Below are 26,832 nucleotides of genomic sequence, written 5' to 3'. Positions count from 1 at the left end.
TGTTTTGGGTGGTCCCCCCAAGAAGCCCCCCCCCCACCACCCCCTCCCCCCCCCCCCCCCCCCCCCCCCCCCACCAACCCCCCCCCCCCCCCCCCCCCCCGGGCCCCCCGGGGTTCGCGTGCTTGCGGCGGCCCGGCCCGGCGTGACCGGACCCGGGGGCCGCGGGGGCCGGTCAGTCGTGCCAGGCCCCGGACTCCTCCAGCAGCGGCTGCAGCGAGGCGAACACGGCGGGGGTGGCGGCCAGGGCCAGCTCTCCCGAGGCCCGCTCCCCCGGCCGGCCGCCCGTCAGGGCGCCCGCCTCGCGCGCGATCAGCTCGCCGGCGGCCAGGTCCCAGGGGTTCAGCCCCCGCTCGTAGTACCCGTCGAGCCGCCCGGCGGCCACGTCGCACAGGTCCAGCGCCGCCGACCCGCCCCGCCGGATGTCCCGTACCAGCGGGATGATCCGGGCCGCGATCCCGGCCTGACGGGCCCGCCGGGTCTGCACGTACGCGAAGCCCGTGCCGAGCAGTGCCTGGTCCAGCGGCGCCGCCGGCCGGCACGCGAGGCGCGCCGTGCCCAGCCAGGCCCCGCCGCCGAGCACCGCGTGGTACGTCTCCCCGCGCATCGGCGCCGCCACGACGCCCACCACGGTCTCGCCCTCGTACTCGGCGGCGATGGACACGCCCCAGCTCGGCAGCCCGTAGAGGTAGTTCACGGTGCCGTCGAGCGGGTCGACGACCCAGCGCACCCCGCTCGTCCCCTGCGTGTCCGCGCCCTCCTCGCCCAGCAGCCCGTCCCCGGGCCGCCGTTCGGCGAGGATTCCGGTGATCAGCTTCTCCGCCGCGATGTCCATCTCGGTCACCACGTCGATCGGGCTGGTCTTCGTCGCCGCCACCGCCAGATCGGCCGGCCGGCCGTCGCGCAGCAGAGCCCCGGCCTGCCGGGCGGCCTCCAGGCCCACGTCCAGCAGCTCTGCCTTCAGCTCTTCGGAGATCACGGTTCCTCTTCCTAGGCGTACGGACTGTCGGCGCCCGCGGCCGCCGGCCGGGGGCTGCGCGCCGGGCAGCAGCCCACCGCGCACAGGTCGTGGCTCTGCCCCAGCGTGCCCACCCAGCACTCCGCGGCCGGCTCCCCGCGCTCCTTGGCGGCCCGCTCCAGCACCAGCTCCCGTACGGCCCCGGCGAACAGCGGATCGGCGCCGACGGTCGCGGAGCGCGCGACGGGCAGGCCCAGTTCGGCGGCCTTGGCGGTGGCCTCGGTGTCCAGGTCGTACAGGACTTCCATGTGGTCGGAGACGAAGCCGATGGGCACCATCACGACGGCGGGGGCGCCCTCGGCGTGCAGGGCCTCCAGGTGGTCGCAGATGTCCGGTTCCAGCCACGGGATGTGCGGGGCGCCGCTGCGGGACTGGTAGACGAGCTGCCAGGCGTGGGCGGTCCCGGTCCGTGCGGCCACCTCGTCCGCGATCACGCGGGCGACGTCGAGGTGCTGCTTGACGTAGGCGCCGCCCTCGCCGCCCCCGGTGTGGTCCTCCACGGGGCCGGAGGCGTCCGCGGCGGCCGTCGGGATGGAGTGGGTGGTGAAGGCGAGGTGGGCCCCGTCCCGGACCTCCTCGGGCAGCGCGGCGAGCGAGGCCAGCACCCCGTCGATCATGGGCTGCACGAAGCCGGGGTGGTTGAAGTAGTGCCGCAGCTTGTCGACCTGCGGCAGCTCCAGCCCCTCCTCGGCGAGGGTGGCCAGTGCGTCGGCGAGGTTCTCGCGGTACTGCCGGCAGCCCGAGTACGAGGCGTACGCGCTGGTCGCGAGCACCGCGATCCGGCGCCGGCCGTCGGCGACCATCTCCCGCAGCACGTCGGTGAGGTACGGGGCCCAGTTCCGGTTGCCCCAGTAGACCGGCAGGTCCAGCCCGTGCCCGGCGAAGTCCTTGCGCAGCGCGTCCAGCAGCGCGCGGTTCTGCCCGTTGATCGGGCTGACCCCGCCGAAGCCGAAGTAGTGCTGCCCGACCTCCTTGAGCCGCTCGCGCGGGATGCCGCGCCCGCGCGTGACGTTCTCCAGGAACGGCACGACGTCGTCGGGTCCCTCGGGGCCGCCGAAGGACAGCAGCAGGAGGGCGTCGTACGGGGCGGCGGGCCCGCCGGCGGGCGGGAGGAGCTGGTCTGACATGCCTCGAATCCTGCCACCCGGCGTCCCCGCGGGAGAAGCGGCCCGGCCAGGAGCAGGCGAGCGGCAAAGGTAAGGTAAACCTTAGTTCCGCGTCCGGAACGTTCCCCGTGCGGGTGCCCGGTAGGCGGTCGTAACCTGTATGGGCCCACGACGTCCCTTACGGAGGGCCCTTGCCCAGTCCCTATCGCGCCATCTTCGCGGCCCCCGGCACCAAAGGGTTCAGCGCCGCCGGCCTCATAGGCCGGCTGCCGATCTCCATGGTCGGCGTGGGCATCCTCACGATGATCTCCGAGATCACCGGCCGCTACGCCATGGCCAGCGCGCTCACCGGCACGCTGGCGCTCGCCGCCGCGGTCATCGGCCCCCAGGTCTCCCGGCTCGTGGACCAGTACGGCCAACGGCGGGTCCTGCGGCCCGCGACCCTGATCTCCGTGGCGGCGGTCACCGGGCTGCTGCTGGCCGCCGCGTACGGCCTGCCGGACTGGACGCTCTTCGTCTGCGCCGCGATCGCGGGCTGCGTGCCCAGCGTCGGCTCGATGATCCGCGCCCGCTGGACCGTCATCTACCGGGACTCCCCGCGCGAGCTGCACACCGCGTACTCCTTCGAGTCGGTGGTGGACGAGGTCTGCTTCATCTTCGGCCCGATCCTCGCCATCGGACTGTCCACCACCTGGTTCCCGGAGGCCGGGCCGCTGATCGCCGCCGTCTGCCTGATGGTCGGCGTCTGGCTGCTCACCGCCCAGACCTCGACCGAGCCCGCCCCGCACCCGCGCGACAAGAGCGTGGAACGCACCTCGGCCCTGCGCTCGCCGGGCCTGCAGGTGCTGACCGCGACCTTCGTGGCGACCGGCGCGATCTTCGGCTCCATCGACGTGGCCACCCTGGCCTTCGCGGAGGAGCAGGGCAGCAAGTCCTCGGCGAGCTTCATCCTGGCCGTCTGGGCCCTCGGCTCCTGCCTGGCCGGCATCGTCTTCGGCCTGCTGCATCTCAAAGGCCGGACGGAACTCCGTTGGGTACTGGGCGTATGTGCGATGGCCGTGAGTATGATCCCCCTCCTACTGGCCGGGAACCTTCCGTTTCTGGCCGTGGCGCTCTTCGTCTCGGGCCTCGCCATCGCTCCCACGATGATCACCACGATGGCCCTGATCGAGGCGCACGTACCCCACGCGAAGCTGACCGAGGGCATGACCTGGATCAGCACCGGCCTCGCGGTCGGCATCGCGCTCGGGTCCTCCGTGACCGGCTGGGTCGTGGACGCGGCCGACGCGCGGACCGGGTACGTCGTCTCCATCTCGGCGGGGGTGGCCGCGGCGGCGGTGGCGTTCGCGGGATACCGCCGGCTGACGAGGCCGGCGCAAGGGGAGGAGCCCTCTAGCGATGGCGACGGCGACAGCGGGGACAGCAGGGAACAGCAGGCCGGGCACCACGTGGCATAACTGGGCGGGCAACGTCACCGCCACGCCCGCCCGCGTGGTGACCCCGGCCTCGGTCGGGGAGCTCCAGGAGGCGGTCCGCCGGGCCGCCGAAGAGGGACTGCGGGTGAAGGCGGTCGGCAGCGGCCACTCCTTCACCGCGGCCGCCGCGACCGACGGGGTGCTCGTACGCCCCCAGGCCCTGGCCGGGATCCGGGCCATCGACCGGGCCGCCGGCACCGTCACGGTGGAGGCGGGCACGGTCCTCAGGGATCTGAACCGGGCCCTGGCCCGGGAGGGCCTGTCGCTGACCAACATGGGCGACATCATGGAGCAGACGGTCTCCGGCGCCACCAGCACCGGCACCCACGGCACCGGCCGCGACTCGGCGTCCATCGCCGCCCAGATCCGCGGCCTGGAGCTGGTCACCGCCGACGGCCGGCTGCTCGTCTGCTCGGAGAAGGAGAATGCCGAGGTCTTCGCGGCGGCCCGGATCGGCATCGGCGCGCTCGGCATCGTCACCGCGATCACCTTCGCCGTCGAGCCGGTCTTCTTCCTGACCGCCCGTGAGGAGCCCATGGGCTTCGACCGGGTGACCTCGGAGTTCGAGGAGCACTTCGCGGAGAACGAGCACTTCGAGTTCTACTGGTTCCCGCACACCGGGAATTGCAACACCAAGCGGAACAACCGCAGCCAGGGCCCCGCCGCCCCGCCCGGACCGGTGAGCGCCTGGGTCGAGGACGAGCTCCTCTCCAACGGCCTCTTCCAGGTCGTGAACTCGCTGGGCCGCGCGGTGCCCGCCACCATCCCCTCCATCGCCCGCGTGGCCAGCCGCGCCCTGTCGGCGCGCACCTACACGGACATCCCGTACAAGGTGTTCACCAGCCCGCGGCGGGTGCGGTTCGTGGAGATGGAGTACGCCCTTCCGCGCGAGCGGGTGGTCGAGGCGCTGCGGGAGCTGCGCGCGATGGTCGACCGCTCAAGGCTACGGATCAGCTTCCCGGTGGAGGTGCGGACGGCTCCGGCGGACGACATCACGCTGTCGACGGCCTCGGGGCGAGAGACGGCGTACGTCGCGGTGCACATGTACAGGGGCACCCCGTACCAGGCCTACTTCACCGCGGCCGAGCGCATCTTCACCGCGCACGGCGGCCGGCCGCACTGGGGCAAGGTGCACACGCGGGACGCGGAGTACTTCGCGCGGGTCTATCCGCGGTTCGGCGAGTTCACCGCGCTGCGCGACCGGCTCGACCCGGGCCGGGTCTTCGGCAACGACTACCTGCGGCGCGTCCTGGGCGACTGAGGTCCGGCCGGGGCCGCCCGGCATCACGTGGCGTCAGGGAGTGCCCTGCCGCGCGGCCGGTGTCGACGCGTCAGGACTCGGGGGCGGGGTCGGCGACGGAGGTGTCGGCGCCGGCGTCTCCTTCGAGGGGGAGGGGCCGGGCGTCGGGCCCCCGGAACCGGAGGGGCTGGGGTCGGGACGTGGACTCCCGCTCGCGTCGTGGCTCGGGCTCGGGCCGCCGGGCGCGGGCGGGGAGCCGGGAGTGGCGCCCGACCCGGGGGTCCTGCCGCCCTTCCCGCCGCCCGCCGGCTCCTCCCGGGGCGTCGTGGGCCGGTCCTGGCCGGCCTTGTGGGTGCCGCCGGAGAAGAGGGTGCCGCCGCCGCTGCTGACGGAGGTGCCGGCCATCGCCTCGTAGGTGCCGAGGCCGCCGATGGCGAGGGCGAAGGCCGCTCCGGAGGCCACCGCGGTGCGCTTCCAGCCCCGTACCCGGGCGCCGTGCACGGTGGCCTCGCCGAACTCCTCGCCGGACTCCTCGCCGGACTCCCCTGCGGGCGCGGCCGTGGGTGGTGCCGTCATGGCACGGGCGGGCTCCCGCTCCGCGCGGGGCGGCGGCACCCGGCGGGCCCCGGTCCGGGAGCTCTCGCGCAGCTGGTCGCCGGTGCGCCGGAAGAAGTGCTGGATGACGGGTCCGCCCGCGGTGGCGACGACGCTGACCACGCCGGCCCCGAGGATGGTCCCGTAGACGCCCATCTTCGAGGCGAGCAGGGCGGCCGCCACGGTGGCGAGGGAGGAGCCCGCGACCTGGGCCGCGCTCAGGTCGAGCTTCTTCTTCTCCGGTGCGTCCCCGGCGTCCTGCGTCGTCTTCTGACCCTTCGGCATCCCGTGTGTGTCCCGCCTCTCACGCTTCTCCTCTTCCAGCAGTTACCGACCGCTGAGCGAAGCAGATAGTTCCGTTTCTGGTGATTGTGTGAAGCAAGACACCCGAAATCGGACGGGGGTGCAGGCAGGACCCGGCGGAGGGCAGCCCAACTCCCGCCGTCCGGGAGAAGTTCGGCGGCGCGGCGGTCCACCCAGGTGGCCCGAATGGAGTACTGTGGCGAGCCCTGGGGCCGTCCTTCCTTTCGGATGTCCGGACTCGGGAGAGGGGGCCGACTGATGGAGAACGGCACTCAAGACCGGTGATGCCGCGGTATTGCACGGGCTCCTGCTGCGCACAGTAACCGTTCGGTCACTGTGCGTGCCCAACAGGTAACCGTGCCATAACGGCGATCAAGGGCGCATGCCCGACACGCCGGTTTAACTCGGCAAGGTTGTGGCAGGCTGCACCCGGGCAGGCCACACTCGACTAGCGGAAGCAGCGACGCACGTGACGTCGGCAGGCACCACCCGGGAGGTCCCCATGCCCGAACTGCGTGTCGTGGCCGTCTCAAATGACGGCACACGACTGGTGCTCAAGGCTGGGGACAGCACGGAGTACACGCTTCCGATCGACGAACGGCTGCGGGCTGCCGTGCGCAACGACCGCGCGCGCCTGAACCAGATCGAGATCGAGGTCGAGAGCCACCTCCGCCCCCGCGACATCCAGGCCCGCATACGGGCCGGTGCCTCCGCGGAGGAGGTCGCTCAACTCGCCGGCATCCCCGTCGACCGCGTACGCCGCTTCGAGGGCCCCGTGCTCGCCGAGCGCGCCTTCATGGCCGAGCGGGCCCGCAAGACCCCGGTGCGCCGTCCCGGCGAGAACACGGGGCCGCAGCTCGGCGAGGCCGTGCAGGAGCGGCTGACCCTGCGCGGGGCCGAGAAGGAATCCGTGCAGTGGGACTCCTGGCGCCGCGACGACGGCACCTGGGAGGTCCTCCTCGTCTACCGGGTCGCGGGCGAGCCGCACTCGGCGAGCTGGACCTACGACCCGCCCCGCCGGCTGGTCGTGGCCGTGGACGACGAGGCCCGTTCCCTGATCGGCGAGTCGGAGGACCTGCCGGCGACGCCGGAGCCGAGCTTCCCCTTCGTGCCGAGGATCGCGCGGCTGCCGCGCGACCGTCCGCTGGACCGCGCCCTGGACCGGCAGCTGGAGCGGCCGGACAACAGGCCGGCGCCCGCGCCGGACCCGGAGGAGGAGCGGGACACGCTGACGAGCCTGCTGGAGGCGGTCCCGAGCTTCCGCGGCGACATGGTGGTCCCCGAGCGCACCGACGCCCCGGCGACGGAACCGGAGGCGGAGGAGCCGCCGGCCCCGGCCGCCTCGGCGGGCGCGGGCTCGGCGTACGCCGACGTCCTGATGCCCCGTACGGTGGCGGGCCACCGCGACCGCCTGACGGGCACCACCGACCGCCAGGCCGAGGCCGACGGGGTCCGCCCCGGGCGGCGCGCGGCGGTGCCGAGCTGGGACGAGATCGTCTTCGGCACCCGCCGCAAGAAGCAGGAGTAGCACCGCCGCCGGGGACGACCCGGCGGCGGTACGCCTCGCCTGCCGGCAGGCCCCCTACTGGGGGTCGGGTCCCGTGGCCACCGGGCGGGCCGGGTCCGAGGACCACTCCGACCAGCTGCCCGCGTAGAGGTCGGACGCGATGCCGGCCACCTCCAGCGCGAGGACCTCGTGGGCTCCGGAGACCCCCGAGCCGCAGTACACGCCCACCGGGCCGCCCTCGGAGGCCCCGAGGCCCTCGAACCGGGCACGCAGCGCGTCCGCGGGCAGGAAGCGCCCGTCCGCGCCCACGTTCTCCGTGGTCGGCGCCGACAGCGCGCCCGGGATGTGGCCGCCGACCGGGTCGATCGGCTCGACCTCGCCGCGGTACCGCTCCCCCGCCCGGGCGTCGAGGAGTACCCCTTCGCGCGCCCGTACGGCCGCCGCATCCGCGTCCAGCAGCCCGACCGCACCCGGAGTTGGCTTGAAATCACCCTCCTCGGGAGTCACCCGATCGGCCGTCACCCCACCTCCGGCCGCCGTCCACGCCGCCAATCCCCCGTCCAGGACCCGCACGTTCGGGTGACCCGTCCAGCGCAGCAGCCACCACGCCCGGGCGGCCGCCCAGCCCTGGCCGCCGTCGTACACAACGACGGGCACGTCCGCGCAGACGCCGACCCGCCGCATCACCGCCCCGAAGGCCTCCGGGTCCGGCAGCGGGTGGCGCCCGCCGGCCCCCGGCGGACCTGCCAGTTCGCGGTCGAGGTCGACGTACACCGCGCCGGGCAGGTGTCCTTCCTCGTAGGCGGGCCGCTGGTCGGGGCCGCCGAGCTGCCAGCGGACGTCCAGCAGCACCGGCGGCCGGGAGCCCGCCAGCTCGTTCCTCAGCTCGGCGGCGGAGAGGATCGCATGTGTCGCAGTCATGCCGGCCATCTTCCTCCCCGCCCGGAACCGGCGTAACAAGCCCGTCATCGGCGGGCGCACCGATCCGGTCAACTCCGCGCCAGGACCCCGCGATGCGGCGCGGTCGGGGCGCGCGGGGTCCTCCGGAGTGGAAGCATCAGCACCGGTAAGCGGCACGACGGAGGAGACGGCTGACATGACCGAGGCAGCGGAAGCAACCCGGCGCACGCCCGGTACCCCGTGCTGGGTGAGCCTCATGGTGCACGGGCTCGGAACCACCGAGGACTTCTACGCCGACCTGTTCGGCTGGGAGTACGTACCGGGACCCGAGCAGCTCGGCCCGTACGTACGCGCCGTGCTGAACGGCCGGGAGGTGGCCGGGATCGGCGAGATGCCGCCGGACCGGCATCTTCCGGTGGCCTGGACGACGTACCTCGCCACGGACGACGCCGACGCGACCGCCGAGTCGGTGCGTTCGTGCGGCGGCACGGTCGCGGTGGGCCCGCTGGACGCGGGCATCGCGGGGCGGGTGGCGATCTGCTCCGACCCGCTGGGCGCGATCTTCGGGCTGTGGCAGGCGCAGAGCCGCATGGGCACCCGGCTGCCCGGCGGACCGGGCACCCCCATCTGGAACGAGCTGGTCACCCAGGACACCTCGACGGTCGGCAAGTTCTACGAGCACGTCTTCGGCCACGAGGCGCTTGCGCACAGCACGGCCACCGAGGACTTCGACTACCTGACCCTCAACCTGGAGGGCCGGCCGGTGGCCGCGGTGCACGGCGTGGGCCGCTCGCTGCCGCACGACCGCGGCCCGCACTGGATGGCGTACTTCGAGGTGGCGGACACCGACGCGGCCACGGCCCGCGTCGCCGACCTCGGCGGCCGCGTCATCGACCCGCCCCGCGAGGGCCTGCGCGGCCGCCAGGCCACGGTCGCGGACCCGGAGGGCGCGGTCTTCACCCTCGTCGGGTCGCCGGGCTAGGTCGTCTCTTGTGGATCTGGCCGGTTAGGCAAGATCCGAAAGAGACGGCCCGGGAGTGGTTGACCGGGAGGACGTCCGGGGAGAGGGCGCCCGCGTGGGCGGCGGCCGAGGTCGTCCGCTTGCGGTGGTGGCGGCAGAGGACCTCATAGCCGATCTCCTCCGAGGAACGGTTGACGTCGCCGACGGCGACCTGCTCGCCCTCCACGACATCTCGCCACCCACCGTGCGGGCGTTGTGCGTGGCACGGGCCCCGCACCAGCACATCGCCTCGACCTGGAGCCCACGAGCGGACCGGTTGTGGCCGATTCCGGAGAGCCGGCGTGCTCTTGCTTGACCACCCACCAACCCGCGCCGGAGGCCTGGGCCACACACGGTCGGCTCAGGCCGCCAGGCCACGCTTCAGCGCAGCCGCGATCTCCACGGCCCGACGTGCCTGGAACTCGACGGCGGCGAGATTGTCCTCCGCCACGTTGTCGGGGGCGTTGCCCGAGACGCTGCTCGCGCCGTACGGGTTGCCGTTCAGCTCGCCGAACTGCACCGGGTCGGCGAAACCGGGCGGCACGATCACCGCACCCCAGTGGTAGAAGGTGTTGTTCAGGGCGAGCAGCGTGGCCTCCTGCCCCGCGTGGGCCGCCGAGGTCGACGTGAAGGACGAGGCGACCTTGTTCGCCAGCTTGCCCTGGAACCAGAGGCCGCCCGCGGTGTCGATGAACTGCTTGAGCTGGGCCGCCGGCAGGCCGAAGCGGGTCGGTGTGCCGAAGAGGATCACGTCGGCCCACGCCAGGTCGTCCAGGACCGCCTCGGGGACGTGCTCCGTGGCAGCCAGGTGGTCGGCCCAGCTCTGGTTCTCGGCGATCGCCTCGGCGGGAGCGAGCTCCGCCACCCGGCGCAGCCGCACCGAGCCCCCGGCCTTCTCGGCGGCCGCGGCCGCCGCCTCGGCCATCCTGTGGACATTGCCGGTCGACGAGTAGTAGATGACGGCGACGTTGGTCATGAGGTGGGTGCTCCCGTTCTCAAGTGGTGGCGGACGTGGTCGGGTACGCCACGCCGTGCAGCCAGGCAAGCCGGTCGTAGAGGTCCTCGGCCGACAACGACGCCAGCAGCGCGTTGCGCTCCGCCGCCGCCGTGCCCGCCGGGTGATACATGTGTGTGCCCATGAAGCGGGCCGCGAGCTGGACCCGGGCCGTGCGCTCTCGGCGAGACGCGCCGTACTCCTCCAAGCCCTGCTGCACGTCCCCGTCGGGGCGGTCCAGGAATTCCCCTATGGCGACGGCGTCTTCAAGGGCCTGGCAGGCGCCCTGGGCGGCGTACTGCAACATGGGGTGGGCGGCGTCGCCGAGCAGGGTGACGCGCCCGTCGGTCCACCCGTCGACCGGGTCGCGGTCGCACAGGACCCAGGTTTTCCAGTCCCGTCCCAGCTCCAGGAGCCGACGCGGGACCCCGACCGTCTCCGGGAACTCGGCGAGAACGTCCGCGTGTTGTGTCGGCCTGCCGGAGACGGGGTCGCGAGCGCCGTCGTCCCGGGTCGCGGCAAGGTTGAGGTACCGGCCCTCCCGGATCGCGTAGTGGACGAAGTGCCACTTGGAGCCCGCCCACAAGGTCACGCTGTTCCAGCGGAGGTCACTTGGCACCTCCTCCATGGGGATCACGGAGCGGTAGATGGTGTGACCGGACACCCTGGGCTCGCCGTCCCCGACGAGTTGGCCCCGGATCGCGGAGCGAATGCCGTCCGCTCCGATCAGGGCCACGCCTCGGACACGTTCCCCGCCGCGCAGGACGGCGGTCGCCGTGCCGGCGCCCTGCTCGTATGCGACGACGTCAGCGCCGGTGCGCAGTGTGATCCGCGGGTGGGCCCGGCAGGCATCGAGCAGCGGCTCGTACAGGTCGGCCCGGTGTACGACGGCGTACGGGCCGCCGAAGCGGTTCTCATATGCGGCGCCGAGCGGCAGGGCGGCCACCTTCTCCCCCGTGGTGCCGTCCATGAAGCGCAGTTCGTCGATGTGGACGGCCCGCTCGCGCACGCGCTCGCCCACTCCGAGCCGGTCCAGGGCGTGGAAGGCGTTGGAGGCCATCTGGATTCCGGCACCGAGCTCGGTGAAGGTGTCCCGGCGCTCGAGCACGGTGACCTCGCGCCCGCGGTCGGCGAGGGACACGGCGGCGGCGAGGCCACCGATGCCACCACCGGCGATCAGTGTGTCCACCACGGCTCAAGGACCCTTCGACGTCATGTGGTGCAAGGCGGGCAGGTCCGGCGCACGGGGCGTCCCCGGGTCCAGGGGCTTTCCTCCTGCTGCGATCCGGCTGCCCCCGGACGGGCGGGTGGCGACCGCGAGGCAGGCTGCGATCAGCACGATGTTCTTGAGGATGTACTGGCCCTCCATCGTGGGTGCGAAGGGGGCGTGCACCCATACGGCGTCAGCCATGATCGCCAGCGCGGCGAATACCCCGCCCATGTGAACGAGGAAGGCCCCCATGGTCAGGCGTGGCAGCAGCCCGGTGACCAGGCCTGCCCCGATCAGCACTTCCATCAGCGCGAGCAACGGCCCCGACACTTCGGCAGGTACGGTTCCGGACGTCATACGGGACATGCACTCGGTGGCCATGCCCTCCGCCGGGCTCATGCCGGGCACGAACTTCAGCACTCCGAACCACACGTACAGCAGTCCCACACTGGCCCGCAGCACCGCCGGGCTGTGCCGCTGGTAGGCAGCGGCCCATCGGCGCAACCTCGCCTTCACGCCCGCTCCTTCAGCAGTCCGGTGAGCGCGTCGCCCACGATGCGTACTCCGTCCTCGGTGAGCACCGACTCGGCGTGGAACTGCATGGACCGGAAGCCCGGTCCGCGCAGGGCGTGCATCTCCCCGTTGGCCGGATCCCGGCTGATCTCGACGACTCCGAAGGGGGTATCGGCCTTGTCTTCGGCACTGTGGCCGGCGAACGTGTTGTAGAAGCCGACTCGCTCACGCCGCCCGAACAGGTCGATCTCACGCTGCAGCCCCTGGCTGGGGATGCGCCGCCGGATCAGCGGGAAGCCGAGCCGGGCGGCGAGCACCTGGTGGCTGAGGCAGACGGCAAGGAACGGCCGCTGTTCGGCGAGCAGAGTGTCGACCGCCCGCCCCAGGTGCGCGATCTTGGGGTGCTCGCGGTCGCGCGGATCACCGGGTCCGGGGCCGAGCACCACGAGGTCGTACGGGTCGAACGCGTACGGTTCGTCGAAGCGGCGCACCGTCACCTTCGCGCCCATGGCCCGCAGCTGGTGGCCGAGCATGGCCGTGAACGTGTCTTCCGCGTCGACCACGAGCACCTCGCGCCCCGTGACCCCGGGAACCGCACGCGTGCGGTCGCTCTCACCGGCCAGCCAGAAGCCGGCGACGGACTCGTTGCGCCTGGCAAGTGCCGCACGTACCTCCGTGTGGGCCGCAAAGCGGCGGGGTCCGGTGTCACCGAGCACGGCAAGCAGGCCTGCGGCCTTGGCCCGGGTCTCGGCAACCTCCGACTCCGGGTCGGACTGGCGCACCAGGGTGGCGCCGACACCGATCCGCACCCGGCCGCCGTCGTCGATGTCGGCGGTGCGGATGAGGATGGCGGAGTCGAGGGTGCGTCCTGCGAGTTCGTCCCGGCCGATGAGGGCCAGGACGCCGCTGTAGTAGCCGCGGCCGGCCGGCTCGTACCGCCGGATCACACGGCAGGCGTTCTCCAGTGGGGAACCGGTGACGGTGGGGGCGAACAGGGTCTCGTGGAGGATCTCGCGCGGGTCGCGGGAGGAGCGGCCCTCGATGAAGTACTCGGTGTGCGCGACGTGGGCCATCTCCTTGAGGCGGGGGCCGACTGCGCGCACTCCGCCGTCGCAGATCCGGGCCATCATCTTGAGTTCCTCGTCAACGACCATGTAGAGCTCGTCCCGCTCCTTGGCGTCGTCAAGGAACGCGAGGACTCCGGCGAGGTCGGGACCGTCGGCCGGGTAGCGGTAGGTGCCACTGATGGGGTTCATGACGACATCGCCGCCCATGGCGCTGACGTGGCGTTCCGGCGAGGCTCCGACGAGAGTGCGGTCTCCGGTGTGCACGATGAAAGTCCAGTAGGCGCCCGTCTCCCGCTCCAGCAGACGGCGGAAGAAACGCAGGGCGACGCCGACCGAGTAGTCCGTGATGTCGGCGATGAAGGAACGGCGGATCACGAAGTTGGCGCCTTGGCCGGTGCCGATCTCATCCGCTACGACCCGGCGGACAGTATCGGCGTACGCGTCGTCGTCGACGTCGAAGTCGGCGCCCTCGGCGAGCGGCACGGGTGCGTCGGAGATGCGCCTGCGTACGTCCTCCAGCGAGAGCACCGCCTGATCGGTGATCCGCATGGCCAGCAGTGGCGTGCCGTCGTCGGGTGCGTCGTACCCGCGCTCCGCGATCTGCCGGTAGGGCACAAGCACGAGCACGTCCTGCCGTGTCCCGGCCGCCGGCAGCGGGGGATCGAGCGGTACGGAGGCCAGATCCGGCACCGCCACCACGTCGCCCAGTAGCAGGTCGAGGCGGTCGGCGTCGGTGGTGCCAGGGCGGCTGATCAGCGCGAAGGGCGGCGGCCGGTCCACCAGGACGCGGTCGAGCGGATCCACGGTCATGATCGGCCTTCCTGAGCGTTGTTGTCCTCGTGGCGGGTCGGCAGGGCCGACAGGATCTCTTTCGTGGTGGTGACGTGAGCGCAGCGAGCTGCCGCGTACTCCAGCGCCATCAGATGGTCGGCCCACGTGAAGTCGGCGACGGCGTCGGCGACGAGGAAGGTCTCGATGTCGTTGCCGAAGGCTTCCAGCGCCGTGCCGAGGATGCCGACATGGGCGTACACGCCGCAGACGACGAGCTGGTCCCGTCCGGAGGACCGCATGCGCTCCAGGAGCTCGGTCTTGAAGAAGGCGCTGTACCTCCACTTGGTGAGCATCCAGTCGCCCTCGGCGGGCGCGACCGGGTCGACGACCGCACGGTCTGCGGGGGTGGCCGTCATCCCCGGGCCCCAGAAGTCCCGCAGCAGACCCCGCTGTTGCGGTGTCATGCTGCCGGGCTGGGCGGTGTACGCGATGGGCATCCCGTGGGCGGCGCAAGCGTGGCGCAGCGCCGCGGCATTGCGCACCAGGTCCACCACGGGCTGCTCGCCGGCCGGGAAGGGGGCCAGGAAGTACTTCTGCAGATCGTGGACGAGGAGGACCGCCCGGTCCGGATCGACTCTCCAGGAGACGGTGTTGGAGGGAAGGGCGCCCGCCACGGGCATGGGGTAGGGGCTGATGCTGGGGATTCCTGACACGGACGGTCTCCTCGGCTGGTGGGGGGCGCGGGTGGAGTCGGAAGACGGACCGGGGCGGCAGGGCTCACAGACCGAGCGCGGCGCCGCCGTCCACCGTGAGGCTGTGCATGGTGACCTGCCCGGCCTGGTCGGAGAGGAGGAAGGCCACCGCCTCGGCCACGTCGGCGGGGCGGGCCAGCTTGCCGAGGGGTATGCCGACGCGGTACTGCTCGGGGACCCCGTCGATCGAGGCCTTCTCGCCACTCTCGTCCTGCCACATCGAGGTCAGCATCGGGGTGTCGGTGGAGCCGGGAGCGACGAGGTTGGCGCGGATTCCGTACCGGGCGACCTCGAGGCCCAGGCACTTGGTGAACATCGTGACGGCGGCCTTCGACGCGGCATACGCGGACATTCCCACGCGAGCGGTGCCTGCGGCGTTGGATGCCACGGTCACGATGGCGCCGTGCCGCCGCGGCACCATGCGGTTGACGACGGCGCGGGAGACGTAGAAGGCGCCGGTGGTGTTCACGGCGAAGGTGGCCGTCCAGTCCTCGTCGCTGAGACTGCGGGCCTCGCCAAGCCGGAGCACCCCGGCCGTGTTCACGAGGAGGTCGACCGGGCCGAGCCGGGCCTCCACGTCTGCGACGAGGGTCTCGACCTCCGCGCTCACGGTCACATCGCCATGGAACGCCTCGACGGTGAGCCCCTCCGCGACGGCGGCCTTGACGGTCAGCCGCAGGCGTTCCGCATCGTGGTCGACGGCGGCGACCTGCGCTCCACGTGCGGCGAGCGTGCGGACCACTGCCTCGCCGATGCCGCCGGCCGCACCGGTAACCAGTGCGGTTCTGCCTCGCATGGTGATCGAGTCCTCTCTTTCAGGCTCGCGGATTCCCCTCAGGGGGGAACACAATTCCCCCATGTTGAAACATCGAATTCCGGCACTGGGGAATTCGGATGGTTCACGTGCGGGGCCGGGCGGGGGTCTGCACCGGCCCCACACGTCAGTCCAGATATTCCCTGGATCAGGAACCGTTGATGTACTTCTCGACGGCCACGTTGAAGGCGTCACGTGCGACCTTGCGGCCGATCTCCTCGCCCACCTCGACGTCGAACGTCCAGTGCGCGCCCGCGTACAGGCGGGAGATGCTGTCCTCCTTCGACGCCTCGGTGAAGGTGTTCCACTTGAGTGTCACGTCCTGCTTCGGCGTGATGTTGGGCTCGAACTTGGAGGAGCCGGCCTTGAGGGTGACACCGTCGCCGAACGTGTCGCTGCCGGTCCACAGCTTCATGACCTCGGCCGCGGTCGCACCCCAGGTCGCGTGGCCGGAGACGTAGGCCGCGAAGGGCGGGATGCCGCGGTACGGGTACCAGTTGGCACCGTCGAGGGTGACGGTGCCCTTGCCCGGGCCGCCGTAGCCCTGGACCTGTCGGCCCGCCATGGCGTAGGAGATCATGCTCTGCGGCCGCGCGTAGTCGTAGGTCGCCTTGGTGTCGCGGACCACGATGCCCGCGTCGCCCATCGCCATGTTGAGCGTGAAGAACATCTTCACGTCCTCGTCGAGCGAGTTCCCGTCACGACGGGAGACGAACTGTGCCCACTGGTTCTGGTGACCGGTCGGGGACTCGGCCGTCTCGAGCCAGTACTCCGTGATCATCTTCTGCCGGTCGGTCAGATTCGCGTTGATGTCCATCAGCTTCTGGATGTCCGCGTTGGACTCGGCGGAGCCGTAGGCCGGCGGCGGACCCGGACGGAAGGACTTCAGCTTCTCCTTGGACAGGACGAACGGCGTGATCTCACCGAAGTGGGGCGTCTGGAACACCTGCGTGTTGGGGCCGATGGTCCACGGCACCCAGCGGTTGGGGTCCACGACCGTCGACTTGTCGAAGGCGCCGAGCTTCTGCGGCGGGTTGACGGGCTTGTACCAGTGGTCCGCCGGCTGGGCGTAGTTGCCCTGCTGGTTCGCCCCGTCCGCACGCCGGACTTCGAGCAGCTTGGCGGCCACGGTGTTACCGACGCCGACCGCGGTGTACGGGCTGGTGCTCGCGTCCCCGGGGTTGTAGCCCAGGTCCGCCATCAGCTGGTCGAAGCGCGGCTTCTGGGTGGGCATCAGGTCGACCAGAGCGCGGTACGCGGCGTAGGAGATGGCCTTGTTCTTGTTGCGCTCGGTGCGCTGCCAGCGGGGCTGGCGCAGGTCGTCGCCGAGCTGGGTGCCGCGCGCGGAGGCGGTGTAGGGGGCCCACGCGTTGAAGACGGCCTCGTGGACGATGGCGAAGGTACGGGCACCCACGGCGGGCGGGGTCTGACCGTTGACGGCCGTGGCCGCCGTCGCGTCGTACGTCGCCTTGTTCCACTTGATGACGACGCTTTCCCGCTCGACCGAGGCGGAGGTCGCCCGGGTCTCGGCGGTCTGCGCATCCTGGGGATCGGCGCCGGCGGTGCCGGTGCCGACGGCCGTGGCCAGCAGCAGGCCGGTGGCGATCAGCGCGGTACGGCGGCTGACACGCTTTGCGGGGGCACCAGAAATGCTGGCTTTCACTTCTTCTCCTTGAAACGGGAAGGGAAATGCGAAACCACGCCGACGCCACCGCCAAGAAGAGGGGCGCACACAGAACCGGACCATTCGAGTTCGGTCGGACGAGGCGTTCCGATGCCCCAGACGTTATCCACGACATCAGGGCTCCGGAACCGACCGGCCTCGCTTGTGTCAGGTCACGGCCGAATTCAGAGGTGAGATCTGATGGACTGCCCTCGCACATGACACATTTCGGCAGAGGCAGTGGAATACGCGTCCGACGAGGCAGATGCTCCGGCGTGAATCAGCCACTATGGAAAGAGAGTCAGATGTCCCGTGCTTTCCGGCTTCGCGCCGTGACCACCGCAGGGCTCGCGGCCGCGCTCGCGCTGAGCCTCGTCTCCACCGCCGAAGCCGCATCCGTGTCCGCCACCGGCGAAGCACGGGTCCGCACAGAGGCCCAGTCCTGGCAGGCCATCCACACGGCCCATGTCCTGCCGGGCGACAAGGTCTACCCCGAGGGGCTCGCCGCCGATGCCCGCACCGGCGACCTGTACGTGTCCTCGTTCGGTGACGGGAGCATCCTGCGCATCCCCGCGGGCCGTCGCAACGCGGTGCCCTTCCTGCCCTCGGGTGCGGACGGCAGGTACCTCGCCACCGGAGTCAAGGTGGACGCGGCAGGCCGGCTGTGGGTGGCCGACCCGGCCGGGGTGACCGTGTACGACACCCGCGGCGGCAGCAGGATCGCCCGCCTGCACTCGCCGCGCCAGGGGGCGTCCTTCCTCAACGAGATCGCCATCGCCCCGGATGGCACGGCGTACATCACGGACACCGCGGGCGCCCTCGTGTACGGGGTCACGCCGGAGCAGCTGCGTCAGGTGGAGCAGGCCGGCGGAACCGGACAGCTCGACATCCGCTTCGATCTGACGGACGACCTCGCGCCGCATCCCGCGGGTTCGTTCACCGTGAACGGGATCGTGGCCGATCCGTCGGGCCGTTACCTCCTCACCGTCGACTACACGGGCGGCGACCTGTACCGGCTCGACATCGCCAGCGGTGCCATCCGCCGTGTCGAACTCGACGGTCCGCGTCTGGTGCACGGCGACGGCCTCGAGCTGAAGAACGGCCGGCTCTGGGCGGCACAGAACCTCGACAACACCCTCACCCGGTGGCGGGTCTCCTCGGACGGTGGTTCGGCCCGGCTGGAGCGCACGCTCACCGATGACCGGCTCCAGGCCCCGACCTCGCTCATCCGCCAGGGCGACCGGCTCCTCGTCGTCCGCTCACAGTTCGACAAGGGTGGTCCGCTGGGCCCGGGAACGCCCGAGACCCCCTTCACCATCGCGGCCGTCCACGGCATCTGATCGCACCTGCACGTACGCGGGCCGCCCCCTCCCAGCCGGAGGGGGCGGCCCGCGTACGTACAGTGGTTCCGCGTCAGGCGGCGTCGGACCCGATCCGGCCGGCCAGCGCGGGGAAGATCGCCAAGGCGTTGGTCCTGGCGACGGCGACCCGCTGCTCGGCCGTCCACCCGTCGTACCGGGTGAAGGCCTCGACGCTCGCGGCCGTCTGATCGGCGGGCATGAAGGGGAAGTCACTGCCGAACAGGATGTGGGCCGGGTCGGCGAGGGTGCTCAGAGCGGGCAGCGCGTACTCGTTGGCCGACATCGCGATGTCGTAGTAGAGCCGGCGCAGGGAGCCGATGACGTCGGCGGGGGCCCGCTCGGTCAGGTGGTTGCCGATGGTCGGCCCGTAGGTGAGCCGCTTGGCCAGGAACGGCAGGGTGCCGCCCGCGTGCGACAGGATCAGTTTGAGGTGCGGCAACCTGTCCAGCGCTCCGCTGTAGAGCAGGCCGACTGCCGTACGCGTCGTCTCGAAGGTGTACTCGTACAGCGAGGGCGGCAGGTCGAAGGTGGCCAGGTCCTGGGACGGGGGGATGCCCGGATGTACGTGCAGTGCGAGCCCCCTGTCGGCGATCTCCGCGAGCAGCGGCTCGAACTCGGGATCACAGAGGTAGCGACCGTGGTAGGCGGTCAGCAGACCGACACCGTCCAGGCCCAGTTCGTCGATGGCGTAGGCGAGTTCGTCCTTGGCCGCCGCGACGTCCGGCAGGGGGAGGGTGGCGAAGGCGCCGAAGCGCGTGGGGTGCTCGCTGACCTGCTCGGCGAAGTACTCGTTCACCTGGCGGGCGAGCCGACGGCTGGTGTGCGGGTCGAGCATGCTCAGTCCGGGCGCCGTGATCGACAGCACGGATGCGGCGATGCCGTTGCGGTCCATCACGTCCAGGCTGATGTCCGGTGTCCACACCGGGTAGTCGACGCCTGGTATCGCCACGCCTTCGCCCAGTGTCTTCATGTAGACGGGCGGAAGTGCGTGGTGATGTACGTCGATCAGTCCGGGCTGGTTGTCCATGGGTGTCCCTTCGGCTGCGTTCTGGGAGTTGCGGTGGAGTTCGGGAGGCGGCAGGGTCCGTGATTCAGCGGGGACGGACCGCGGTCGAGTAACCGGCGTGGTCCGCGGGGCCGCTGTGGCCCTCGACAGAGGTGAAGCCACCGGCTGCCCGCAGGATCGAGGCGATCAGGGCGTGCTGGGAGCTGCCGTGTTCGAGGACCAGTCGGCCGCCGGCCTTCAGCAGTGCCGAGGCCCGTTCGACGCAGTGACTGGTCACTTCCAGACCGTCGTCACCGCCGAACACGGCGCCACGCGGGTGGTGTTCCCCCCATTCGGGTGGCAGGACGGTACCGACGGGCACATACGGCGGATTGGCTATGACGAGGTCGAAGGTGCCGACCAGCTCCGCGAGCAGGCCTGCGTCCGAGACGTCACCGGCGTGTACGAAGACCGGGGTGTCGCCCGCCTCCGCCCGGGCCGAGGCGTTGCGCCGGGCGAAATCCAGGGCCGCCCGGTCCAGCTCCACGGCGTGGACGACGGCGTCGGGCCTGGCGTGCGCGAGCGCGAGGGCCAGCGCACCGGAACCGACGCACAGTTCGACCACGGTCGGGCGTTCGATGTCGCGCACGGCGTCGAGACTCAGCTCGAGCAACAGCTCGCTCGCCGGCTGGGGAATGAACACCCCGGGGCCCACCGCGACTTCGATGCCTCCGAGGGTGGCCCGGCCGGTGATGTACTCCAGCGGGACGCGGCCGGCCCGCAGGCTCACGAGCCGGCGGAACTCGTCCGCCTCCTCCGGCGCCACCTCCGCCCCCTGGTCGGTCGCGGCGATGGGCAGGACGTACGCCGCCAGCACCTCGGCGTCCTGTCGGGGGCTCCACACTCCCGCGTCGGCCAAGGTCTTCTCGGCCTCGGCCAGGAGCAGGCCCAGAGGGGCTCGGTTCATCGTGGGGTCCTTTCTCTCGTTCTCACGTGGCACGAAGGGGGTTCTACGAGGTCTGTGCAGCCGGTTGTGGCGACTGTTCGTGCCGTGCCGTGCGCCTGCCGGGCAGCACGAGCGCGACCAGCGCCGCGAGCAGCAGGGCGCCGGCCGCGATGAAGGAAGCGCTCTGCAGTCCCTCGGTGAGCTGCGTACGCAGCGCCGCCGCAGCGAGGCCGTGCCCTTGCGCCCCGGCCGCGGAGGAGAGCGCCGCGAGGCCGACGGCGCCGCCGACGTCGAGCGCGGTGCCCGTCATGCCTCCGGCCACCCCTTGGTCCTCTGCGGGTACACCGGCCGACGCAGCGATCCACATGCCGGTCCAGCAGGTCCCGAGCCCCAGGGACAGCACGGTGATCCCGCCGACCAGCGCTCCGTACGAGGCGGCGTGGGCCAGAGTGAGGCCCATGGCGCCCGCGCCCGCCGCGCCGAGGAGCAGACCTGTGGTCATGGTCGGCCTGGTGCCCAGGCGGGAGGCGATCCGCTCGCCGGCCTGGGTGCCGGCGAAGATGCCCACGGCCATGGGCAGGAACGCGAGACCCGCCTGGAGCGGCGTATGTCCCAGAACCTCCTGGAAGTAGATCGTGAGGAAGAAGGAGATGGCCAGGAAGGTCCCGCTGTGCAGGAAGGTGACGGCCATGGCCGTTACCAGGCTGCGGTTGCGGAAGAGGCGCAACGGCATCAGCGGGTTCCCACTGCGCGCCTCGATGTGGACGAAAGCCGCGATGAGGACAAGACCGAGTCCGGCCGGGAGCAGGATGGCGGCGGATCCCCAGCCCAGCTCCGCGCCCCTCCCCAGGGCGTACACCAGCAGGGCCGCGCCCCCGGTGACGGTCACGGCACCGGGCAGGTCGAACTGGCCACGGGTCCGCACCGGATCGGCGGGGATGTGCCGTGGCGTGAAGAGCAGGACCAGCCCGGCGAGCGGCACGTTGACGAAGAAGACCGCTTCCCAGCCGAACCCGCCCGTGAGCAGGCCGCCGAAGAGCGCGCCCAGCGCCAGACCACTGGAGCCCACTCCACTCCACACGGCAAGCGCGCGGTTGCGCTCCCTGCCCTCCGGAAAGAGCGTGTTGACGAGGGACAGGCTGGCCGGGAAGAGTGCCGCGGCGCCCAGGCCCTGGACCACCCGGGCCGCGATGAGCACCTCACCGGACCAGGCCAGTGCGCCGACGAGCGAGGACACCGCGAACAGCACCAGGCCGGCGATGAAGAGCCGGCGGCGCCCGAGAACGTCGGAGAGGCGGCCGCCGAGCAGCAGCGATCCGCCGAGCGTGACGGCGTATCCACTGACCACCCACTGCAGCGACTGCGCGGAGAAGCCGAGCTCGTCCCCGATGTCCGGCAGCGCCACGTACACGATGGTCAGGTCGAGGGAAATGATCAGATTGGCGAGGGCGAGCAGGGCAAGGGTCCAGCCGGGGCGCGGGCCTCCATCGCGGGCGGGCGGACTCGGCTCAGGGTCTGCGGTCATGGCTGTGGTGTGCTCCTTGAACGGGGACGGTGCGACGGGGCCGGATCAGCCCACCCGGACCTCGGGCCGGGGCTCGACACGGGCGCGGACCGGCGAACGTCTGGCCGCGAGCAGCGACCGCAGCACGATCGCCGGGCGCAGCAGCCTCCTCGGCGGCACGATCAGGTGCTGGATCTCGAGGAGCACCCGGTGTGCTTCGGGCGACACGTGGCTGGCCAGCATGACCTGGTACGTGTACCAGTCGAGCAGCGCGTTGCTCTTGGGCCTCGGGCCTCGGGTCTCGGGGAACATGAAGTCGGCGCCGGTGGCCATCCGCCAGGGCGGGTCAATGGCCTTGGCGGCCGCGCGGTAGTACGTACGGGCCATGGCCTCGGAGGTACTGCGGTGGCGGTCGAGGGCGCGGCCGAGGGCCTGCGCCTCCAGGATCGCGACGGTCATGCCCTGCCCGTACAGCGGGTTGAAGCTGCAGATCGCGTCGCCGATGGCCACGTAGCCGGCCGGGAGCACGCGCAGCCTCTCGAAGTACCGGCGCCGTGCCGTCGGCGAGTGGAACGTCTCCCCCTTGTCATCGGGGAGCAGCTCCGCCCGTTCCAGCAGGGCGGCCACGTGCGGGGCGGGGAGATCGCCGGCGAATGCTGTGAACCCTGCCGCGTCCTGTGGGGCCTTGGTGCCGTGCCAGCCGCTCAGGGTGACCATCCAGCGGTCGCCCTCGATGGCGGTGACGGCTGCCGCCCGCTTGTCGGGCGGGCTGCCCGCCATCACGAAGAACAGGCCGCCGTCGGGCAGGTCTCCAGGAGCTCGGCGCAGCAGCCGGGTGGTGTACGAGACATCGACCTTGACGGTGTCGGTCACCGGTTCCGGACAGCCTGTCGGCTTCAGCCACGCGTCCGCGCGGCCGCCGCTGCGACCCATCGCGTTGACGACCAGGTCGGCCACGAGAGTCTCGTCGCTCTCGAGGATGACTCCGGTCACCCGGCCCTCCTCGGCGGTGAGTCCGCTCACGGTGGTCCCTTCGCGCACCTCTACGTTGGGCAGCCGCAGGACCCTGTAGCGCATCCCCACTTCGAGGTAGGCGCGGCTGAGACTGATGCCCAGCTTCCCGCTGGTGAAGGTGGCCCGTTGCGCACCCAGCTGGAAGAACAGCAGCTGGTGGCCCGGGTCGAAGGAGACGGCCCCGCCTGCGATCAGCTCCTCCGAGAAGCCCGGGAAGAGTTGGTCGAGGGCCATCCGGCCTCGGATCAGCAGGGCGTGGGCGTGGCTGCCCTGCGGGACCGCGCGCCGCCCCACCACATCGGAGGGGAGGACGTCGCGGTCCAGGACGGTGACCTGGTCGAATCGTTCGGACAGGACACGGGCCGCGGCGAGTCCTGCTATCGAGCCTCCGATGACGACTGCGTGCCGGCCGGCCGCGGTACGGCTTCGGCCGTGGCCTGGGGTGGTGGACATGACGGGGTGGGAACTCCTTCGGTGAACGGGAACGGACCTGGTCAGCGGCCGGGCCGCAGGACGACTCGCCGCCCGTGCAGCTCGCCACGCTCCAGACGGCGGTGGACCTCTGCCGCTTCGGAGAGCGGGAGGGTCTCCAGGGTGCGGGGGCGCAGCAGCCCGCCGGTCAGCAGATGGTTGATCGCCTGTGCGGCTTCGGAGAGTTCAGCCGTCGTGGCGCGGGAGATGACGAAGCCGATGACGGACCGGTCGTGGGTGAACAGGGGGCCGGCCGGCAGTACCGGGCGGGCCTGCGTCCCTGCGAGCACGACGATGCGGCCCCGGGTGGCCAGCAGGCCGACCGAGGTGGGCAGGTCGTTTTCGCCCGAGGTGTCGAGATGCAGGTCGACACCGTCCGGGCATGCGGCACGGACGCCTGCGGCCAGGCCGGTGTCCCGGTAGTCGAACACCTCGTCGGCACCCAGTGAGCGGCAGTACGTCACGTCGTCCGTCCGGGCCGTGGCGATGACCCTGGCTCCGGCGGCGGCGGCCATGACCACCAGCGCACTGCCGACGTTGCCGGCCGCTCCCGCCACGAGCACGGTCTCGCCGGGCCGTATCCGGCCGTGTGTGAAGAGCGCCAGATACGCGGTGGCAGCCGGGTGAGCCACCGCCACCGCGGTGACCGGATCCACGCCCGGGGGCAGGTGGTAGAGGCGATCGGCCGGTACGACGGCCAGTTCGGCGGCGGCCCCTTGGCGGCCGCCGTGCCCGAGGCTGTTGCTCCACACTGGATCGCCGGGGCGGAAGCCCGCCGCACCGGGCCCGGCCGCCACGACCGTGCCGACCAGGTCCCGGCTGATCACGAAGGGGTGGTGGACCGGGGTGGGGAAGGCCCCGGAGCGGACGAAGGTGTCCACCGGGTTGACCGTGGTGGCGGTGACCTCGACCAGTACGTCGCTCGGCCCGGGGACCGGGTCCGGCAGCTCGGCGTACTGAATTACGTCGGGGGAGCCGAGTTGTTCGATGAAGGCGGCACGCATGGAAAGGAACTCTGACACGTCGTCCGCAGAGGTACAGGCCGGAAATTCATTTGCGTCAAGTCATCGGCACACACGGCTGTTTCGGCGCCCCGACCTGACGCATTGACGACCACCTGACACTCTCGCCGGACCGGCCTTGTCGGGATCTGCGGAGCACGTGAGCATCCGGTTTATGGGGATGATGACCACGGGACCGAGGGCCGACAGCTCCTCATCCCACGCAAGGATTTCGTCTACGGGCTCGTTCGTACCGGCGCGCCTGGTGACCAATGCGGAGGCCGGCGAACTCGCGGGGGTGGATGCCGAATGGATTCACCGCAAGACGGGAATCATCACCCGCAGATGGGCGCAGCCGCAGGAGGCCACGTCGGATCTTGCGGTGGCCGCGGGTCGCGCGGCCCTAGAGCGGGCCGGCATCGCGGCCCGCGACCTCTCGCTGGTCATCGTGGCGACGTCCACTCCGGACTCCCCCCAGCCGCCCACCGCCTGCGTGGTGGCCGACCGGCTCGGCGCTCTCGACGGCACGGCCGCCTTCGACATCAACGCGGTCTGCAGCGGTTTCGTCTACGCCCTGAACACGGCCCACCAGTTGATGCGGGGTGCGGACCCCGGTCATGCCCTGGTCATCGGCGCCGATGTGTACTCACGGATCATCGACCGGGCCGACCGCAGGACGGCGATCCTCTTCGGGGACGGCGCCGGTGCGGTCGTGCTGGGGCCGTCGGACACCCCTCAGTTGCTCGCCGGCCGGCTTGCCGCGTTCGCCGCCGAGCGAGACCTGATCCGGGTCCCGGCGGGCGGGAGCCGTATTCCGGCCTCGCCGGAGTCCCTTCGGGACGGGCTGCACCACTTCTCCATGGACGGGCGCGCGGTGCGTGATTTCGTCGACGAGCGGGTGAGCGCGGCCATTTCCGAGTTCCTGACCGACGCCGGCGTCAAGGCCGGGGACCTCGCCCACTTCGTACCCCATCAGGCCAACGGGCGGATGCTGGACGCCCTCGCCGACACGTTGGGCGTTCCCGTCGGCTCTACACGTACGACGTACGAGCACCTGGGCAACACCGGTGCCGCTTCCATCCCCCTCACGCTGGACGCCGCGGCCCGTTCCGGGGAACTCGCGGCGGGAGATCTCGTGCTGCTCGCCGGATTCGGCGGCGGAATGACCTTGGGGCTGGCGCTGATCCATTGGTAGGCGCGCAGTCCGTCGAGAAGGAGATTGTGACCGATGCTGAACGAAAATCTGGTGAATGCCTACCTGGCACGCATCAATGCGGAACGCCCGGCGCGCCCGGATGTCGAGTCCCTGCACCGTCTCCAGGAGCGCCATGTCCTGTCCGTGCCCTTCGAGAACATCGACTATCACCTCCAGGAGCCCATCCATCTCAACGAGCGGGTGCTCGACAAGATCGTCCTGGAAAACCGCGGCGGTGGCTGCTACGAGGTCAATCTCGCGTTCTTCTACTTGCTGGATGCTCTCGGCTTCACCGTGAGCATCCATCCCGGCCGTGTGTACGGACCCGACGGACTCGGCCCGGCACTGTGCCATCTGGCCCTGCGGGTGGAGGTTGACAGCACGACCTGGCTGGTCGACACGGCCTTCGGCCGCAACAGCCGCCGCCCGCTGCTGGAGGACACGACGGATCCGCAGCCGGACGCCCACGGCACGTACCGGTTGCTGCCCTTCCCCGGCGGGGGCACGGAGGTGCATCTCGACGGAAAGCCGGTCTACGTGCTGGACGACCGGCCGTGCAGCCCGGAGGACTTCCAGCCGACCCTGTGGTGGTACCGCACGGCGGACGACTCGCCGTTCCTTCAGGACCTGTTCTGCACGGTCCGCACGGAGAACGGGCGCGTAACCCTCAAGGGCAGCCGGCTGACCCTGGTCGAGGGCGACAGCCGCACCGTTGAGGACCTCCCGGACGACGCTGCCGTCCTGACCGCCTACAAGGAGCACTTCGGCATCACGCTCGACCGCGTCCCGCCGCCGCCACTGGCCGACACCTCCGAGACCACCGGCATTCCGACCGCCTGACCCACCCACGAGGGACATCCGACGCCATGACCAGATTCTCCGCAGCCGAGCCCACCGACGAAAACGAGGAGCTCTTCGACTCGATCCGGCAGACCTTCCAGCGCGTACCGAACCTGATGAAGGCGATGGCAGTCGGGCCGGCCGCGCTCAAGGGCTGCCTGGGCCTGTACGACTCCCTCCTCAAGGAGGGAGTCCTGGCCTTCCCGTTGGCCGAACGGATCGCCCTGGCGGTCGCCGAGTTCAACCGGTGCGCCTACTGCCTCTCCGTCCACACGTACGTGTCCTCGGAGGTGGCCGGCCTGCCGGAGAGCGAAATCCTCGCGGCCCGCCGCGGCACTTCCGCGGAGCCTGAGGCCCAGGCGGTCCTCGACTTCACCCACGCGGTGCTCAGCAGTCGCGGCGCCGTGACGGACGAGCAGCTCGCGGCCGTGCGAGCGGCCGGTTTCGGTGATGGTGAGATCGCCGAGGTCACGGCCCACATCTCGTACAACGTCCTGGTCAACTACTTCGCCAACATCACCGATGCCGAGTTCGACGCACCGGCAGTGCACCCCTTCGCAAACGGCTGACCAGGCCCCGGCCCTCACGCCC

24 protein-coding genes and 1 pseudogene are annotated in these 26,832 nt (G+C 71.3%); 8 read left to right on the top strand and 17 right to left on the bottom strand.

Going from position 1 to position 26,832, the window contains the following annotated elements; all coding sequences use genetic code 11:
• Window positions 1-172: 172 nt before the first annotated feature.
• Complete coding sequence (locus tag ACZ4VT_RS10455; RefSeq protein ID WP_467948324.1) at window positions 173-976, bottom strand: inositol monophosphatase family protein; 804 nt, start codon at window positions 974-976, stop codon at window positions 173-175.
• Between the two features lie 11 nt (window positions 977-987).
• On the bottom strand, window positions 988-2,142 hold the full coding sequence (locus tag ACZ4VT_RS10450) for a ferrochelatase (protein WP_467948323.1): 1,155 nt from the start codon (window positions 2,140-2,142) through the stop codon (window positions 988-990).
• A 170-nt stretch (window positions 2,143-2,312) separates the two neighbouring features.
• Here ACZ4VT_RS10450 and ACZ4VT_RS10445 point away from each other — a divergent pair, with 170 nt between their 5' ends.
• Entirely contained in the window at window positions 2,313-3,578 is a 1,266-nt protein-coding gene (locus ACZ4VT_RS10445) for an MFS transporter (protein ID WP_467948321.1), read from the top strand.
• Entirely contained in the window at window positions 3,520-4,857 is a 1,338-nt protein-coding gene (locus ACZ4VT_RS10440) for a D-arabinono-1,4-lactone oxidase (RefSeq protein ID WP_467948320.1), read from the top strand. Before ACZ4VT_RS10445 ends, ACZ4VT_RS10440 begins: the two co-directional genes overlap by 59 nt.
• 33 nt (window positions 4,858-4,890) lie before the next feature.
• Here the strand turns inward: ACZ4VT_RS10440 and ACZ4VT_RS10435 are convergent, their stop codons facing one another.
• A complete protein-coding gene (locus tag ACZ4VT_RS10435; RefSeq protein ID WP_467948318.1) occupies window positions 4,891-5,715 on the bottom strand; it encodes a hypothetical protein in 825 nt (274 codons plus the stop codon).
• 487 nt (window positions 5,716-6,202) lie between these two features.
• On the opposite strand from ACZ4VT_RS10435, the gene sepH reads away from it, so the two are divergent.
• A complete protein-coding gene (gene sepH / locus ACZ4VT_RS10430; protein ID WP_362855553.1) occupies window positions 6,203-7,261 on the top strand; it encodes a septation protein SepH in 1,059 nt (352 codons plus the stop codon).
• Window positions 7,262-7,315: 54 nt separating this feature from the next.
• On the opposite strand, the gene ACZ4VT_RS10425 is transcribed toward sepH, so the two are convergent.
• The gene (locus tag ACZ4VT_RS10425) at window positions 7,316-8,161 is read right to left on the bottom strand and encodes a sulfurtransferase (protein WP_467948316.1); all 846 of its coding nucleotides are present in this window, start codon (window positions 8,159-8,161) and stop codon (window positions 7,316-7,318) included.
• A gap of 175 nt (window positions 8,162-8,336) precedes the next feature.
• On the opposite strand from ACZ4VT_RS10425, the gene ACZ4VT_RS10420 reads away from it, so the two are divergent.
• On the top strand, window positions 8,337-9,122 hold the full coding sequence (locus ACZ4VT_RS10420; RefSeq protein WP_467948314.1) for a VOC family protein: 786 nt from the start codon (window positions 8,337-8,339) through the stop codon (window positions 9,120-9,122).
• On the opposite strand, the pseudogene ACZ4VT_RS10415 reads toward ACZ4VT_RS10420, so the two are convergent.
• From ACZ4VT_RS10415 to ACZ4VT_RS10380, 8 genes and pseudogenes are all read right to left on the bottom strand, one after another.
• Window positions 9,097-9,401: pseudogene (locus ACZ4VT_RS10415) on the bottom strand (hypothetical protein); the annotation flags it as partial. The gene ACZ4VT_RS10420 and the pseudogene ACZ4VT_RS10415 sit on opposite strands and share 26 nt — an antisense overlap.
• Window positions 9,402-9,501: 100 nt before the next feature.
• A complete protein-coding gene (gene wrbA, locus ACZ4VT_RS10410; protein ID WP_467948313.1) occupies window positions 9,502-10,116 on the bottom strand; it encodes an NAD(P)H:quinone oxidoreductase in 615 nt (204 codons plus the stop codon).
• 19 nt (window positions 10,117-10,135) lie between these two features.
• Window positions 10,136-11,326, bottom strand: a complete 1,191-nt coding sequence (locus tag ACZ4VT_RS10405) for a 3-hydroxybenzoate 6-monooxygenase (protein WP_467948311.1) — start codon at window positions 11,324-11,326, stop codon at window positions 10,136-10,138.
• Window positions 11,327-11,329: 3 nt separating this feature from the next.
• Window positions 11,330-11,860 carry a DoxX family protein gene (locus ACZ4VT_RS10400; RefSeq protein ID WP_467948309.1) on the bottom strand — a complete coding sequence of 177 codons (531 nt, stop codon included), beginning with the start codon at window positions 11,858-11,860 and terminating at the stop codon, window positions 11,330-11,332.
• Complete coding sequence (locus ACZ4VT_RS10395; protein WP_467948307.1) at window positions 11,857-13,734, bottom strand: chorismate-binding protein; 1,878 nt, start codon at window positions 13,732-13,734, stop codon at window positions 11,857-11,859. The genes ACZ4VT_RS10400 and ACZ4VT_RS10395 overlap by 4 nt, the downstream gene beginning before the upstream one ends.
• Window positions 13,731-14,408, bottom strand: a complete 678-nt coding sequence (locus ACZ4VT_RS10390; protein ID WP_467948305.1) for an isochorismatase family protein — start codon at window positions 14,406-14,408, stop codon at window positions 13,731-13,733. The genes ACZ4VT_RS10395 and ACZ4VT_RS10390 overlap by 4 nt, the downstream gene beginning before the upstream one ends.
• Window positions 14,409-14,472: 64 nt before the next feature.
• On the bottom strand, window positions 14,473-15,243 hold the full coding sequence (locus tag ACZ4VT_RS10385) for a 2,3-dihydro-2,3-dihydroxybenzoate dehydrogenase (protein ID WP_467948303.1): 771 nt from the start codon (window positions 15,241-15,243) through the stop codon (window positions 14,473-14,475).
• 166 nt (window positions 15,244-15,409) lie between these two features.
• Window positions 15,410-16,924: a vanadium-dependent haloperoxidase gene (locus tag ACZ4VT_RS10380; RefSeq protein ID WP_467948301.1), complete on the bottom strand. Its 1,515-nt coding sequence runs from the start codon at window positions 16,922-16,924 to the stop codon at window positions 15,410-15,412.
• A gap of 305 nt (window positions 16,925-17,229) precedes the next feature.
• Between ACZ4VT_RS10380 and ACZ4VT_RS10375 the strand changes: the two genes are divergently transcribed.
• Window positions 17,230-18,264: an SMP-30/gluconolactonase/LRE family protein gene (locus ACZ4VT_RS10375; protein ID WP_467948299.1), complete on the top strand. Its 1,035-nt coding sequence runs from the start codon at window positions 17,230-17,232 to the stop codon at window positions 18,262-18,264.
• Between the two features lie 73 nt (window positions 18,265-18,337).
• On the opposite strand, the gene ACZ4VT_RS10370 is transcribed toward ACZ4VT_RS10375, so the two are convergent.
• The 5 genes from ACZ4VT_RS10370 to ACZ4VT_RS10350 all read right to left on the bottom strand — a co-directional run bounded on the left by ACZ4VT_RS10370 (window position 18,338) and on the right by ACZ4VT_RS10350 (window position 24,209).
• On the bottom strand, window positions 18,338-19,312 hold the full coding sequence (locus ACZ4VT_RS10370) for an amidohydrolase family protein (RefSeq protein WP_467948298.1): 975 nt from the start codon (window positions 19,310-19,312) through the stop codon (window positions 18,338-18,340).
• A 64-nt stretch (window positions 19,313-19,376) separates the two neighbouring features.
• Complete coding sequence (locus ACZ4VT_RS10365) at window positions 19,377-20,237, bottom strand: N5-glutamine methyltransferase family protein (protein WP_467948296.1); 861 nt, start codon at window positions 20,235-20,237, stop codon at window positions 19,377-19,379.
• Window positions 20,238-20,280: 43 nt separating this feature from the next.
• Window positions 20,281-21,741 (bottom strand): MFS transporter, encoded by a 1,461-nt coding sequence (locus ACZ4VT_RS10360; RefSeq protein ID WP_467948294.1) that lies wholly within the window; start codon window positions 21,739-21,741, stop codon window positions 20,281-20,283.
• A 45-nt stretch (window positions 21,742-21,786) separates the two neighbouring features.
• Window positions 21,787-23,187, bottom strand: coding sequence for an FAD-dependent oxidoreductase (locus ACZ4VT_RS10355; RefSeq protein ID WP_467948293.1), 1,401 nt, complete (start codon window positions 23,185-23,187; stop codon window positions 21,787-21,789).
• A 41-nt stretch (window positions 23,188-23,228) separates the two neighbouring features.
• A complete protein-coding gene (locus ACZ4VT_RS10350; protein WP_467948291.1) occupies window positions 23,229-24,209 on the bottom strand; it encodes an NADPH:quinone reductase in 981 nt (326 codons plus the stop codon).
• Between the two features lie 181 nt (window positions 24,210-24,390).
• Between ACZ4VT_RS10350 and ACZ4VT_RS10345 the strand changes: the two genes are divergently transcribed.
• The 3 genes from ACZ4VT_RS10345 to ACZ4VT_RS10335 are packed head-to-tail and all read left to right on the top strand — an operon-like array spanning window position 24,391 to window position 26,810.
• On the top strand, window positions 24,391-25,401 hold the full coding sequence (locus ACZ4VT_RS10345) for a 3-oxoacyl-ACP synthase III family protein (protein ID WP_467948411.1): 1,011 nt from the start codon (window positions 24,391-24,393) through the stop codon (window positions 25,399-25,401).
• A gap of 33 nt (window positions 25,402-25,434) precedes the next feature.
• On the top strand, window positions 25,435-26,241 hold the full coding sequence (locus ACZ4VT_RS10340) for an arylamine N-acetyltransferase family protein (RefSeq protein WP_467948289.1): 807 nt from the start codon (window positions 25,435-25,437) through the stop codon (window positions 26,239-26,241).
• 26 nt (window positions 26,242-26,267) lie between these two features.
• Complete coding sequence (locus ACZ4VT_RS10335) at window positions 26,268-26,810, top strand: carboxymuconolactone decarboxylase family protein (protein ID WP_467948287.1); 543 nt, start codon at window positions 26,268-26,270, stop codon at window positions 26,808-26,810.
• Window positions 26,811-26,832 lie beyond the last annotated feature (22 nt).

It is taken from the genome of Streptomyces sp. NPDC029164, from assembly GCF_055563995.1.
The sequence above is the reverse complement of the archived record's forward strand: the minus strand, read 5'-3'. Positions and strand labels throughout refer to the sequence as shown.

What these genes read in the sequence shown, in the direction of transcription:
- ACZ4VT_RS10345 (WP_467948411.1), top strand. Translation starts at nt 24,391, where the DNA reads ATGACCACGGGACCGAGGGCCGACAGCTCCTCATCCCACGCAAGGATT.
- ACZ4VT_RS10440 (WP_467948320.1), top strand. Translation starts at nt 3,520, where the DNA reads ATGGCGACGGCGACAGCGGGGACAGCAGGGAACAGCAGGCCGGGCACC.
- ACZ4VT_RS10420 (WP_467948314.1), top strand. Translation starts at nt 8,337, where the DNA reads ATGACCGAGGCAGCGGAAGCAACCCGGCGCACGCCCGGTACCCCGTGC.
- ACZ4VT_RS10425 (WP_467948316.1), bottom strand. Translation starts at nt 8,161, where the DNA reads ATGACTGCGACACATGCGATCCTCTCCGCCGCCGAGCTGAGGAACGAG.
- ACZ4VT_RS10395 (WP_467948307.1), bottom strand. Translation starts at nt 13,734, where the DNA reads ATGACCGTGGATCCGCTCGACCGCGTCCTGGTGGACCGGCCGCCGCCC.
- wrbA (WP_467948313.1), bottom strand. Translation starts at nt 10,116, where the DNA reads ATGACCAACGTCGCCGTCATCTACTACTCGTCGACCGGCAATGTCCAC.
- ACZ4VT_RS10435 (WP_467948318.1), bottom strand. Translation starts at nt 5,715, where the DNA reads ATGCCGAAGGGTCAGAAGACGACGCAGGACGCCGGGGACGCACCGGAG.
- ACZ4VT_RS10450 (WP_467948323.1), bottom strand. Translation starts at nt 2,142, where the DNA reads ATGTCAGACCAGCTCCTCCCGCCCGCCGGCGGGCCCGCCGCCCCGTAC.
- ACZ4VT_RS10350 (WP_467948291.1), bottom strand. Translation starts at nt 24,209, where the DNA reads ATGCGTGCCGCCTTCATCGAACAACTCGGCTCCCCCGACGTAATTCAG.
- ACZ4VT_RS10375 (WP_467948299.1), top strand. Translation starts at nt 17,230, where the DNA reads ATGTCCCGTGCTTTCCGGCTTCGCGCCGTGACCACCGCAGGGCTCGCG.
- ACZ4VT_RS10385 (WP_467948303.1), bottom strand. Translation starts at nt 15,243, where the DNA reads ATGCGAGGCAGAACCGCACTGGTTACCGGTGCGGCCGGCGGCATCGGC.
- ACZ4VT_RS10355 (WP_467948293.1), bottom strand. Translation starts at nt 23,187, where the DNA reads ATGTCCACCACCCCAGGCCACGGCCGAAGCCGTACCGCGGCCGGCCGG.
- ACZ4VT_RS10370 (WP_467948298.1), bottom strand. Translation starts at nt 19,312, where the DNA reads ATGGACAACCAGCCCGGACTGATCGACGTACATCACCACGCACTTCCG.
- ACZ4VT_RS10340 (WP_467948289.1), top strand. Translation starts at nt 25,435, where the DNA reads ATGCTGAACGAAAATCTGGTGAATGCCTACCTGGCACGCATCAATGCG.
- ACZ4VT_RS10335 (WP_467948287.1), top strand. Translation starts at nt 26,268, where the DNA reads ATGACCAGATTCTCCGCAGCCGAGCCCACCGACGAAAACGAGGAGCTC.
- ACZ4VT_RS10360 (WP_467948294.1), bottom strand. Translation starts at nt 21,741, where the DNA reads ATGACCGCAGACCCTGAGCCGAGTCCGCCCGCCCGCGATGGAGGCCCG.
- ACZ4VT_RS10365 (WP_467948296.1), bottom strand. Translation starts at nt 20,237, where the DNA reads ATGAACCGAGCCCCTCTGGGCCTGCTCCTGGCCGAGGCCGAGAAGACC.